Here is an 11,494-nt window from a genome sequence, read left to right on the forward strand (position 1 = left end):
GCAAAGAAAAGTAGGTGCTCCCCCGCACAGGGGGAAAGCTAATAAACCAATATCAAATCAAGGAAAGGCCAACGCCGCAGGCAATACCACCATAAGTGCCGCACGGGCAAAAAATCAAGAAAGGCCAACACCGTAGGCAAACAGACAATAAGCGCCGCAAAGGCAAAAAAAACCAGCCAAGACCAACGCCGTAGGCAAACAAACAACAAGCGCCGGCCCGGCAAAAAAAAACCTCAAACAACAGCGACAACTCTCCGAGGAGACAGAACAGAAACCCCAAAACTAACAACAACGTTAGCCACAAGCGCGATCAACCCGATATAAACCGGATAGACAGCGTCGCCAAAGTGCAAGGCAAACACCGGCTTGAGCCCTTGAGAAACAGCCATACCCGTCCCGATCACAATCCCGACAAGCCACCCCAGGAACAACCCCTGCGTGTTCAACCGCCGCGTATACAAGGAAAACACAATAGCCGGAAAGATCTGCAAAATCCAAACCCCACCGAGCAACTGCAAATCAATCGCATACTGCGTAGGCAAAAACACAATAAACAACAGCGCGCCGAACTTCACGACCAAAGAAACGATCTTCGCCGTAGAAGCCTCCGCCGCCGGCGTGATATCCGGCGAGACGAGAGGACGCCACAAATTCCGCGTGAACAGATTGGCCGCCCCAATCGACATGATCGCCGCAGGCACCAACGCGCTAATCGCAATCGCCGCCGCCGCAAAACCGACAAACCACGATGGGAACAGCGTGTTGAACAGCGCCGGCACCATGTCCGAAGCCGACTTCACATGCACGCCCGCCGCAATCGCCATATACCCAAGCAACGCAATCAGTCCGAGCAACAACGTGTAAGCCGGCAAGAAAATCGCATTCTTACGCACCGTGCTCACGGAAGAAGACGACAACACCGCCGTCATCGTATGCGGATACATGAATGCCGCCAGCGCCGAGCCCAAGGCAAGCGATGCATAAGCAGTGAACTGCGCCGGCTTCAGGATGACGCCGGTTGCACCGCCCTTGGCCTTGAAATACGTATCGGCCGCGTCGAACACATGTGCGTAGCCGCCGAGCTTCGACGGAATCAGCCACACCGCCGCGATCACGACGATGTAGATCATGATGTCCTTCACGAACGCGATCATCGCCGGCGCCCGCAAGCCGCTGGCATACGTGTACAACGCAAGAATCACGAAGGCGACGATCAACGGCATTTCGCCGCTCACGCCCAAGCCCTTGATCACGACCTGCATGCCCACCAGTTGCAGCGCGATATACGGCATCGTCGCGACAATGCCGGTCAGCGCGACCGCCGCGGGGAACCACTTGCCGCCGTATTCGCCCTCCACGTAGTCGGCCGCCGTGATGTGGTCCTTCTCCTTCGCGACTTTCCACAACCTCGGCATCACCGCGAACACAAACGGATAGACAATGATCGTGTACGGCAATGCGAAGAAGCCATACGCCCCCACCGAATACACGAGCGCGGGCACCGCGATCACGGTATAGGCGGTGTAGAAGTCGCCGCCCACCAGGAACCACGAAATCACCGTGCCGAACTGGCGGCCGCCCAAACCCCACTCATGCAATTGCGTCAGGTCGCCCCGCTTCCAGCGCGCGGCAAAAAAACCGATCACGGTGACGAGAACAAAGAACGCGATAAAGACGGTCATCGCAACCGGATTCACAGGATTCAGATCGCTCATTTGACACCTCGATACACGACGTAAATCAGCAGCGAGGTCAACGGCACCCACAGGAACTGATACCAGTAGAAGAACGGAAAGCCGGCGAACGAGGGACGCGTGTCGTTATAGAACGGCAGCCACAACAACGCGATGTACGGAATCAGCAAGATGAGCCAGAGCCATGAACGGCCGGACGGTTGGGAGGTCTCCACAAACTTCTCCTAGATCTATTATCGAAACCGCGTGACATGACTTGTGGTCCGGCACGCGGAAAACCGGTTGCCTGTTATCAGGCAGGCGGAACCGGAGTTTGCTTGTTGCACAACGCGGGAATGGATTGGCGTGACGGCTTATCCAGCTTGTCGGTCGAACATTCATACGAATGCGCAACGACCTCACCGCAGGTCATGGCCGGCTCGCAGGCACGCCACCGGCGTAGCGAAGGCGAACTCCCTCCCCTTGCGACGATGCACGGACTGAGCCTGAAACCGGGTTCATGTGTCTCCTGCTGATTTATAAAAATGCCGGGCCGGGCCGGATTCGCGACAGTGCGCCAGAAGGCGTGCCCGGCCGAAAGGCGCGGCACGCCGTGGGGATGTAGTATTCGCCTTCGTAAGCGTCCTCACAAGCGCGTAACTACGTAAGCAGGCTACGTAATACTACGTAGCCCGTCGACCGTCTTTTCAACGATGAAACTCAAAGCGAAGATCTTCCTGCTGGCTATCGTGCCCTTTCTGGCCGCCATCGCCAGCATCGAAACCGGCGTGCGCCACGAAGCCACGGCGCTCGCCGAAACGCAGCACGCCACGACGCAGGCTGCGTACATGGCCAGCAAGGAAATCGAACTCAAGCACTACGTCGAGCTCGCGACCACCGCGATCGCGCCGCTCTACAACGCGGGACGCGGCAACGCGCGCGACGATGCAATGCTGCGCACCCGCGCGCTCGACATACTGGAGAAAATGGATTTCGGTCAGGACGGCTACTTCTTCGTCTACGACATGCACGGCCGCACGTTGATGCATCCGCGCGAGCCCGATCTGGTCGGACGCGATCTGTGGGCGCTGCGCGACCCGCAAGGCACGCCGACCATTCAGCAACTGCTCGCCGCCGCCTCGCATGGCGGCGGCTACGTGCGCTACGTGTGGCATCGCCCGTCGACGGGCAAGCTCGCATCGAAGCTCGGCTATGTGGTGCCGCTCGAACGCTGGGGCTGGATGATCGGCACCGGCATATATCTGGACGACGTGGATACGACGCTCGCGCACATCGACCAGCGCGCAGCGGCCAACATCGATCGCACGATGAAGTGGATCGACGCGATCGCGCTAGCAGGCCTCGCCGTGATCGCGTTGTGCGCGCTGGTGCTCAACGTCACCGAATACCGCAGCGCCGACGCGAAACTGAAGCGGCTCGCGCAGCAGGTGGTCGAGTCGCAGGAAAACGAACGCGCGCGGCTATCGCGTGAACTGCACGACGGCATCAGTCAGATGATGGTGTCGGTCAAGCTGCTGCTGGAATCGGCGCTGGCGCGCTTCGAGCGCAGCGCGGTGCGCGTGCCCGCGGCGGAAGCCGCGCTATCGACCAGTCTCGCGCGGCTCGGCGATACGCTGCGCGAAGTGCGCCGCATTTCCCATGCGCTGCGTCCGTCGATGCTCGACGACCTCGGCGTGGCGGCCGCACTGGAACAACTCACGCGAGAGTTCGGCGACGAGTCGGGTATCGAGATCGGCTTCACGCAGGTCATGCATACGAACGCCGCGGCGCTGCCGGACGCCGTCAACACCGTCCTGTTCCGTATCGCGCAGGAAGCGCTGACGAACATCGTGCGGCACGCACGGGCGTCGAACGCGGCGCTCATGCTGGAAGTATCGAGCGACGCCGTCACGCTGTCGATCTCCGACAATGGACGCGGTTTCGACGTGGCGCACGCGTTCGTCAGCCCGCGCGCCGGCGTCGGACTGCGCAATATGCGCGAGCGTCTGGAGGCGCTGGGCGGCAAACTATCCCTCAGCTCGCAATCCGGCCACACGATCGTCACCGCGCGTGTGCCGTTGGGAACACACGAGCCGCATTCGCCGGCCTTGCAGGAACACTGACCATGAACGACACCTCACCCGCCGTCGCACGCCTGATCCTGATCGACGATCATCCGCTCGTGCGCGACGGTTTGCGGGCCCGGCTCGAAGCGGTGCGCAACCTCGAAATCGTCGGCGAAGCGGGCAATGCACAGGAAGCGCTCGCGCTTGCCGCCAGCCACGAACCTCATCTCGTGCTGATGGATGTCGGAATGAACGGCATGAACGGCATCGCGCTAGCGGGCATGTTTCATGAGCGCTTCCCGGCGATTCGCGTGCTGATGCTGTCGATGCACGACAACCTCGAATACGTGACCCAGGCAGTGCGGGCGGGCGCCAGTGGCTATGTGCTGAAGGACTCGCCCGCCGCGGAAATCATCCAAGCGATCGGCGCGGTGCTGGAGGGCAAGACGTTTTTTAGCGCCGGGCTCGGCGCGCGTCTGATTCATGCGTCCGCGACGCAATCGCCGATTGAACGGCTTACCCCGCGCGAACGCGATATCCTCGACGCACTCGCGGAAGGTCTGTCGAGCAAACAGATCGCTCAACGCAATGACCTGTCCGTGCGCACCGTCGAGACACACAGGCTGAATCTGAAACGCAAGCTCGATATCGAAGGCCAGGCCGAGTTGATCAAGTTCGCCGTCGAGAATCGCCGCAAGCGCGGATGAGTTGGCGCTGAGTTGGCGCTGAGTTGGCGCTGAGTTGGCGCTGAGTTGGCGCTGAGTTGGCGACGAGTTGGCAATTAAGGGCGGCTGCACCGCCATCAATTCGTGAAGCCAGGCGCGCTCAGAACCGGAGACAAAGGAATGAAACAGCCGATCCGCCGCACGCTGACAAGTCTGCTGATCTGCGTGCTCACGTGCCACGCTCACGCCGAAGATCAGCGCGTCAATCGCGGCCACGATCCGTTTTTCCAGATCTCCAAAGCGATCAGCGGATGCCTGGTGCCTTTAGGCCCGCTCGAAACCGAAAAGGAATGGCTGGACGACAGCCATTACCGGATCGAGCGCGGCAATAGCTGCTGGGTGGAAGGCCGCTGCCGTTTGTCGAACGCGTATCTCTACGACGCCGAAATCGCCGAGGCGGTTCAGCGGCGTCTCGCCAGCATCAGCTACGCCACTCACTGGCGCGAACAGTCGACAATGTGGCTCACGCTGCAACGCCGCTTCATTTACGTGCAGGGCTGCGTTACACCCGGCTTCGACAAGAAAACGTTTCTGGCGGAACTCGCGAAAACCGCGGACGTCGAGCGCGTCATCGACGACACGACCACGAATCCGCATGCAGCGCAATTACCGTACAAAACGCTGGCGGACCCGGACAAGCCGGTGATCGATCCCGGCAACTAAGCAACTTATGCACATTTCAAAAATAATTCCCAAAAAAATCCTTGAGCATGCATTCATGCATTGATCTGGAAATTCGTCATTCCGTGCAATCCATATTGAGTAGTGCGGTCATTGCGTGCAAGCCGCATTGAGTTGTACGGCCATCGCGTCGGTGTTGCATAGCCGGCAGCGCCCGAAACAGTGCAAAAGCTTTCGGGCGATGCAGGCGCGCGGGAAAGGAACGGTAGTGATCAATGCCGCTAGCGGACCAGCGAAAAGGCTTCCCTGCTGGCAATTTCACCCGCGCCAAATACGCCGACCACCGTGCAGTCCGACGCCACGCATTCGAACGTCGAGTCCAGAAACGTGATCACGAAATGGCGCCGCGTGGGCTCCGCAGAGCCTACAGCCGAAATCTCGGCGGCAAGCGACGAATTCGTCACTTCGTGAACCGAATAGGCATTCAAACCTTGTGATGCAAGCGGATGAATGTCGAGATCGGCGTCGCCGGGTGGCCCGAGCCGATGAAAGACCGCGTCCGGAAATAGAACCGCGCAGAACGGGTCGTCGTCGGAATCGAAGGGGCCGAACCGTTCGAAGTCGGATTCCGCAATCGGATACGACACGATCACCCGCCGATCACCAGCGACTATGAACGGCTCGGCGGCATCGGCTGCCGGATGAGGAACAGCGTCCAGCAGGACGACCTGGTCTTCCTGCTGGTGTGATTCGAGCGTGCTAGTCATCTACTTCGCTACTCCGCTGCGCTCACGCGCCCGCCTGCGCCGTCGAGGTTGCCGGCGCCGCAGTCGTAGCTGTTACGCCGGCGCTGCCCTGACTACGCGCCTTGCGGCCCGGAGCTTTTTTTGCCGCCCTGCTCGCCGTTGCGGTCTTCGCTGCGGTCTTCGCTGCGGTCTTCGCTGCGGTCTTCGCTGCGGTCTTCGCTGCGGTCTTCGTTGCCGTCTTCTTCGCAGCCGGCTTTGCAGCGCCTTTCTTTGCCGCTACGTTCTTCGCCGCCGCACCGGTTTTCTTCGACGCCGTTTTGGAGGCTGCGGCCTTTTTCGCTGCCACGCCTTTTTTGGCTGCCGCCTTCGTGCTGACCGTGCCGCTGGCTGCCGCGGTGCTGTCGATCAGAAACTTGCTGCGATCCCTGGCCGCCGAGAGCCAGGCCGGCGCCGGACCACGTCCACTCCAGGTCGCACCGGTTTTCGGGTCGCGGTACTTGGGCGGCTGTTTGCCTTTAGGTTGCCCTTTGCGGCCGGCAGCGGCGCGCGTTACCGAAGCCTTGACAGCAGACTTCAGTTCGCTGGCGCCCTGGACCAGAAATTGAGTTCGGTCTTTCACGCCGGCAATCCAGCCCGGCGCACGCCCGTGACCGGTCCAGGTCGCGCCGGTTTTGTCGTCGCGATATTTGGGCAGCTTATTGCCATTTGCTTTGGCAGCGGCTTTTGCCTTTCCATTCGCATTGCGGCCATGCACGGCATTCGCGTCGCGTTTCGCCTTGGCCTTTGCTTCGATATCTGCGGTAGTCAGACCATGCTTGAGCATCAGTTCGCGAATCTGGTCGACCGCGAGTTTTGCCTTCCTCGCGATTAGGACGTCAGCTTGCGCCTGGAGCTTCTTAAGCTTGGCCTGGATTTGCTCTAACGTGGGCATTTGATTGCTCCTTATGTGGTAATCGACCGAACTATGCCACGATTGGCAGGAGAAAGGCAGATCCGGTCAGCTCAAAAGAGATCGGCTTGAGGTTATTACGCATCCAGCGGAGTACGAACCTTTCAAGGCCACTGCTCAATAGCCGCATTCTTTTGCCTTTCCATTCGCTGGTCAGCCGCTTACGTCGGCGTAAAAACGACGACCTGGCGGTCGGCAATGTACCTCACGCTGCGCATGAACCGGTACTGTTGATCATCCGCGGTTATCCGGTTGAGACCCAGTTGCGTCAACGCCAGCATCTCCTCTGCCTGAAAGGCGGCCACTACGCCGTGATCCGTCAAATCTTCCAATGCACCGGACGGGTTGCCGACATAAACGCTGCGCACGTCTGTGCCGATTCGCATCAAAACCACGCTTTCGCCTTCGTCGAGCGCCAGTTCGAGATAGCCGGCAAGCGTTCGCAACGACTCCGGCGTGCAAGTCTGGGTCCGATAAATCGCAGCGTTCGTTGGCGTCATTTTCGATTCCCCGTCGGACCTATCATCAGAAGCAGGCAACTGTACCTTACAGCAATAGTCGCTTCTACTATAGGCAAGCATCCGGAGATTCAAAGCCTGCCCGGCTATTTTTTTAACGTGCGAGTGCAATTGCGCACCAGCCGGCTTTGACAAAAGACGAAACGCGATAACCAGGCCTTGCCGTTGCTATTGCCGCAACCGTTACCGGCAACGCGGGGTTTTGACCTTCGCCCAATCCCCGGTAACTCCGCGTTACCAATCTCGCAGAGCTGTTTCACCTGTGTCCGCATCGCCCTCCTACACTCCGAACCGTACTCAGCAGCAAACCGGCAACAAGCGGCAACAAGCAGATGCAGCGCACCCGGTGCGCAAGGAGAAGGGAAATGAACAGGAAGATCGTTGGCGCGGCACTTGGTCTGGCAGTTCTGGCGGCATCGTCGGTGGCATCGGCGCACGTGAATGTGGCCGTCGGACTCGGCATTCCGGTTGCCGTCTATGCACCGCCCCCACCCGTTTATGTTGCGCCGCCGGTTGCCTACGAAGCGGCTCCGGTAGCGGTCGCCTATGGCGGCGATGACGATTGGAGAGCACGCCAATGGCGCGAGCGTCGCGAATGGCGCGAACGCGAATGGCGCCGCGAGCAATGGCGTGAGCATGAATGGCATGAGCGCGGCCGCTGGGGCGGCTATTGAAACGACGCAGAAATGCGCCACCTTCGAAAAACTCGACAACACGGTACGTTCATATGAAAGCCAGCTTTATCAAAGCCGCCCTCACGGCGATTGCACTGACCGCGGCCGCCTCGGCCACCATCGGCACGGCGAACGCGGCCGGCTGCGTCAAGGGTGCCGTGGTGGGCGGAGTCGCTGGACACTATGCCGGGCACCACGCGGTCGTGGGCGCGGTAGGCGGTTGTCTGGTGGGAAGACACATGGCGAAGAAACACGCGGAAGAACAGGCTGCCCAGCGTCAGGCAGCCCACGCGGAATAACCTGGCGGATACCAGACAGATCGTGCTATTGCCGGCTCATTTACGCGATCCGCAGTCCATGAGCCGGCAGGCAGAAAATGAAACGGCGTCCACACCAGCGTGTTCTGATCGTTCTCGGTGTTGGAATAGTCGAAAAGCTTGTGCGCAGTGGCAAAACGCTCAAACGTCTCGCCGCCTGAAAAACGCAGTATTCCGTGGGTTGTCGCGTCGTCGACATACTGGCACGCATGCGCCACCGTGAGCGCCTCGCAGGCTGTCATCCCGCCAACGCGGGCAACGACATAGACGACCCCATAGTGAAAGTCGATGTTCATGCAGGCGCTCCTGACGGGCGCGAATGACGGCGGTTCTCCTCGAGTGCGCAAAGCGGCGCTTTCCACATCCACGCGGGAGTAGAAAGTAAACGACTGAGCACAATCAGACTTGAACCTCAGACTTGAAAAAAGACCGCGCCTGCCGCTCCTTGAGGCCAGCCGCGCCCCGCGCGCGTGCATTTCGTCACTACCGACATAGTTCGCGCCGCCGGCTTCGCGCAGCGGGAGACGTTCGCCGTTCCCCACGCTACCGAATGAATAGCATCGCGACCATCAGAGGCTGGATTTTCCCGGTTGTTGTTTTTACTGTTTGGCGAGTCATATATGCTTTGCATAATTGAACAGCCACTCGCGATACAAGCAGGTGTTCTCTCTATCGCATGACGCTCTGATTGAGTTCTTCACTGCCACCGCGTTCTGGCGTAAAGGATGATTCAATGAAACTCGACAGCTGGAGAGAAGGCGCAAGTCCAGAACGGCGCAAGCTTATTCGCAGCAAGGTGCACGTGCTACTTGCCACCATCGGCACGTTGTCGGCGGTCGCCGGAATCGGCGTGGCGATCAATGGCGGTGTGGAATTCAACCGAACCAAAGTGTTCGTCGGCGTCGGCATCATCGTGGTGTCCACTATTGTCTATGTATCGATGCTCTTTACAACGCCGGGTGAATGACAGCCTGTCTCCTCGAGCTTCGCCACAGATAAATTGCAGTGGGCAAACCCCATACCCCTAAAAGGAAAAGCCCCGCTTCGGTGTCCGAAGAAGGGCCTGGTCCTAACGAAGCTGGCGCTCGATCACTTGACGATACCGACCAGTTCGACCTCAAACGTCAGGTCGCTGTTCGGCGGAATCGGGCCGACGCCGCGATCACCGTAGGCGGTAGCCGCCGGACAGGTCAATTTGGCTTTGCCGCCGACCTTCATTTTCTGCACGCCTTGCGTCCAGCAAGGAATCACTCGTCCGAGCGGAAAGGTTGCCGGGCCGCCGTGCTTCGCGGAGCTGTCGAACTCCGTGCCGTTGGCGAGCGTGCCGCGGTAGTTGACCTTCACGACATCGTCCGCCGTGGGCTGGGCGCCCGTGCCCTGCGTAATGTGCTCGACGACTACGCCGGAAGGGAGCTTTTCGGTAGCGGGTGAAGCGGCCATGGCCGTTGAAGAAAGAACAGCCGCGGCGACCAGAACGACAATAGATTTCAAGGCGAGTCTCCAGGTGGGTAGTGTGCGTCATTGTAGCGGATAGCATGCTGCAAACCGGCTTGGGTGGTTCTCGACCGGCGCGATGAGTCTCGTACCGTTCGCGATGTTCCAGGCAATCCGATCGCGCGCACAAACTCATTCAGCGGCCTCGCTCAATAGAGGGCCGCGTTTCGCGATCTCCCGTCGCGTCAATTGCACGGCTCGCTGCTCCATCCGCTTGAGCAAGCCGTCGAGCAAGTGCGCTTCTTCATCGCCTGGATACGACGCAAACTCAGCGTTGTAGCGTTGCCCGCTCACGCGCGCCTGTTCATGAGCGATGCGGCCGGCGCCGGTGAGTGTGAGCACCGTTACGCGCTTGTTGGCCAGCGAGCGTTCCGCCTGCGCTTTGAATCCGGTGCCTTTAGTCCAGACGATGCACGGCGTAGGCGCGCGGCGTCTCGTCGCCGCGCGCGTTGAAATCCGCGAGCACCGTTTCACGCTCGCGCACATCGGCCAGAACCGCCGGATCGAGTAGCGCCGCAATCACCTCTTCGTGCTCACGGCTTGCCTCTGCCACCACCTCGCCATATGGGCTCCAGATAGCGCTTGCGCCGCACGTCTGCCAGCCGCCCGTCGTGCCGACGTGATTCGACATCAGCACATACATGGTGTTGTCGAAAGCGCGCGCGGGAAACCAGAGGCGCGACTGGTGATAGCCGGTCTTCACGCTGAAGAGCGCGCTCACCAGATACGCGTGGGCGCCGTTTGTTGCTGCAACGCGCGCGTGTTCCGGAAAACCCGAGTCATAGCAGACGCCGAGTGCGAGCCGCCAGCCGTCGATCTCCAGCATCGCGCCTTGCGCGCCCGGTCGATAAATCCGTGTCTCGCCGCTATAAAGATATTGCTTGTGATACGGCTCGATGAACTCACCGGAACGGCTGAACACCAGCGAAGAAATGTAAAGGCCGCCAACGCCACGCGTCGCCGCGCCGACGACCACGGCGATCTCGCGCTGCCGGCAGACTTCACGGATCGGATCGAGCCGTGCGTCGTGTGCATCGAATGCATATTTCGCGGGGTCGCCGGCAATCAGGTCGGGTTCATAGCCGCTCAGGAATTTCTCCGGAAGAACCACCAGTTTCACGCCCTTATCGGCGGCGAGGCCGGCCAATTCGACGGTTCTGGCGATGTTTGCCGATACGTCGCCGGATACTGGCTGCGCTTGCGCCGCCGCGATGCGCAATGACGCTTGAGGGAACGATGCCTGTTTGTGATTCAACACGAACTCCGTTATGAATGGACCGTTGCGGTATGCGAGCGAGCGTTTGTCGAACATCAGCGCGCGCGAAGCCATGACATTTTAAACACGGCCGGCGCTCCATGTGCCAGTGCGAAGATGCGAACGCGTTTTAGCGGTGGCGCGCGTGAGAATGACAATGCTGCCGGGGAGAAAGTTTTTTTGGTGGAGCAGAAGCGGGGAATCCAGGTGGAGCGGCGAGGGTTGCCTGAGCGCTTTGCCGGGTGATGGTTGGGATGTGAGAGGTCTTGAGTAATCCCCTCGACGAGATTGCCTTTGGTTCGAAGGCATATCTGTCGATGGGATCTTTTGCGGCTTCTTTTTTGTGCTTTTGTGTTGGATACGTGAGCGTGACAAAGAACGAGCCTGTCAGAATTTTAGTGTGCCGAGGTCATGAGACGATAACGGAAACAACGTCCTATGACCGAAGCAACTGTG

At 59.8% G+C, this 11,494-nt stretch carries 15 protein-coding genes and 2 pseudogenes; 7 read left to right on the forward strand and 10 right to left on the reverse strand.

Translation table 11 applies throughout. From position 1 onward, the window contains the following. Positions 1-233: 233 nt before the first annotated feature. From mctP to AC3WLT_RS36035, 3 genes and pseudogenes are all read right to left on the reverse strand, one after another. On the reverse strand, positions 234-1,715 hold the full coding sequence (gene mctP, locus AC3WLT_RS36025) for a monocarboxylate uptake permease MctP (RefSeq protein WP_492596338.1): 1,482 nt from the start codon (positions 1,713-1,715) through the stop codon (positions 234-236). Then, positions 1,712-1,909: a DUF3311 domain-containing protein gene (locus AC3WLT_RS36030; RefSeq protein ID WP_492596339.1), complete on the reverse strand. Its 198-nt coding sequence runs from the start codon at positions 1,907-1,909 to the stop codon at positions 1,712-1,714. The genes mctP and AC3WLT_RS36030 overlap by 4 nt, the downstream gene beginning before the upstream one ends. A 471-nt stretch (positions 1,910-2,380) precedes the next feature. Continuing rightward, positions 2,381-2,647 (reverse strand): annotated as a pseudogene (locus AC3WLT_RS36035) (hypothetical protein); the annotation flags it as partial. On the opposite strand from AC3WLT_RS36035, the pseudogene AC3WLT_RS36040 reads away from it, so the two are divergent. From AC3WLT_RS36040 to AC3WLT_RS36055, 4 genes and pseudogenes are all read left to right on the forward strand, one after another. Then, positions 2,528-3,337 (forward strand): annotated as a pseudogene (locus AC3WLT_RS36040) (cache domain-containing protein); the annotation flags it as partial. The pseudogenes AC3WLT_RS36035 and AC3WLT_RS36040 sit on opposite strands and share 120 nt — an antisense overlap. 12 nt (positions 3,338-3,349) lie before the next feature. Next, positions 3,350-3,796, forward strand: a complete 447-nt coding sequence (locus tag AC3WLT_RS36045; RefSeq protein WP_492596350.1) for a sensor histidine kinase — start codon at positions 3,350-3,352, stop codon at positions 3,794-3,796. Positions 3,797-3,798: 2 nt separating this feature from the next. Beyond that, a complete protein-coding gene (locus tag AC3WLT_RS36050; RefSeq protein WP_492596340.1) occupies positions 3,799-4,446 on the forward strand; it encodes a response regulator in 648 nt (215 codons plus the stop codon). A 138-nt stretch (positions 4,447-4,584) separates the two neighbouring features. Further along, positions 4,585-5,127 carry a hypothetical protein gene (locus AC3WLT_RS36055; RefSeq protein WP_492596341.1) on the forward strand — a complete coding sequence of 181 codons (543 nt, stop codon included), beginning with the start codon at positions 4,585-4,587 and terminating at the stop codon, positions 5,125-5,127. A 239-nt stretch (positions 5,128-5,366) separates the two neighbouring features. Here AC3WLT_RS36055 and AC3WLT_RS36060 read toward each other — a convergent pair whose 3' ends face one another. The 3 genes from AC3WLT_RS36060 to AC3WLT_RS36070 all read right to left on the reverse strand — a co-directional run bounded on the left by AC3WLT_RS36060 (position 5,367) and on the right by AC3WLT_RS36070 (position 7,280). After that, positions 5,367-5,852: a hypothetical protein gene (locus tag AC3WLT_RS36060; protein WP_492596342.1), complete on the reverse strand. Its 486-nt coding sequence runs from the start codon at positions 5,850-5,852 to the stop codon at positions 5,367-5,369. A 22-nt stretch (positions 5,853-5,874) separates the two neighbouring features. Continuing rightward, the gene (locus AC3WLT_RS36065; RefSeq protein WP_492596343.1) at positions 5,875-6,762 is read right to left on the reverse strand and encodes an H-NS family nucleoid-associated regulatory protein; all 888 of its coding nucleotides are present in this window, start codon (positions 6,760-6,762) and stop codon (positions 5,875-5,877) included. Between the two features lie 179 nt (positions 6,763-6,941). Continuing rightward, entirely contained in the window at positions 6,942-7,280 is a 339-nt protein-coding gene (locus tag AC3WLT_RS36070) for a hypothetical protein (RefSeq protein WP_492596344.1), read from the reverse strand. Between the two features lie 383 nt (positions 7,281-7,663). Between AC3WLT_RS36070 and AC3WLT_RS36075 the strand changes: the two genes are divergently transcribed. Next, positions 7,664-7,972: a hypothetical protein gene (locus tag AC3WLT_RS36075; protein ID WP_492596345.1), complete on the forward strand. Its 309-nt coding sequence runs from the start codon at positions 7,664-7,666 to the stop codon at positions 7,970-7,972. Positions 7,973-8,025: 53 nt separating this feature from the next. Next, on the forward strand, positions 8,026-8,271 hold the full coding sequence (locus AC3WLT_RS36080; RefSeq protein ID WP_492596346.1) for a hypothetical protein: 246 nt from the start codon (positions 8,026-8,028) through the stop codon (positions 8,269-8,271). On the opposite strand, the gene AC3WLT_RS36085 is transcribed toward AC3WLT_RS36080, so the two are convergent. Beyond that, entirely contained in the window at positions 8,250-8,585 is a 336-nt protein-coding gene (locus tag AC3WLT_RS36085) for a DUF6765 family protein (protein WP_492596347.1), read from the reverse strand. The genes AC3WLT_RS36080 and AC3WLT_RS36085 overlap by 22 nt on opposite strands. Before the next feature lie 437 nt (positions 8,586-9,022). Here AC3WLT_RS36085 and AC3WLT_RS36090 point away from each other — a divergent pair, with 437 nt between their 5' ends. Next, entirely contained in the window at positions 9,023-9,256 is a 234-nt protein-coding gene (locus AC3WLT_RS36090) for a hypothetical protein (protein ID WP_492596348.1), read from the forward strand. Between the two features lie 122 nt (positions 9,257-9,378). Here the strand turns inward: AC3WLT_RS36090 and AC3WLT_RS36095 are convergent, their stop codons facing one another. The 3 genes from AC3WLT_RS36095 to AC3WLT_RS36105 form a co-directional block, all read right to left on the reverse strand. Then, complete coding sequence (locus AC3WLT_RS36095; protein ID WP_492596351.1) at positions 9,379-9,729, reverse strand: FKBP-type peptidyl-prolyl cis-trans isomerase; 351 nt, start codon at positions 9,727-9,729, stop codon at positions 9,379-9,381. Between the two features lie 186 nt (positions 9,730-9,915). Beyond that, a complete protein-coding gene (locus AC3WLT_RS36100) occupies positions 9,916-10,125 on the reverse strand; it encodes a hypothetical protein (RefSeq protein ID WP_492596349.1) in 210 nt (69 codons plus the stop codon). 55 nt (positions 10,126-10,180) lie between these two features. Beyond that, complete coding sequence (locus AC3WLT_RS36105; protein ID WP_492596352.1) at positions 10,181-11,041, reverse strand: carbon-nitrogen hydrolase family protein; 861 nt, start codon at positions 11,039-11,041, stop codon at positions 10,181-10,183. Between the last annotated feature and the right edge of the window lie 453 nt (positions 11,042-11,494).

The organism is Paraburkholderia sp. FW306-2-2C-D06C, from assembly GCF_058781505.1.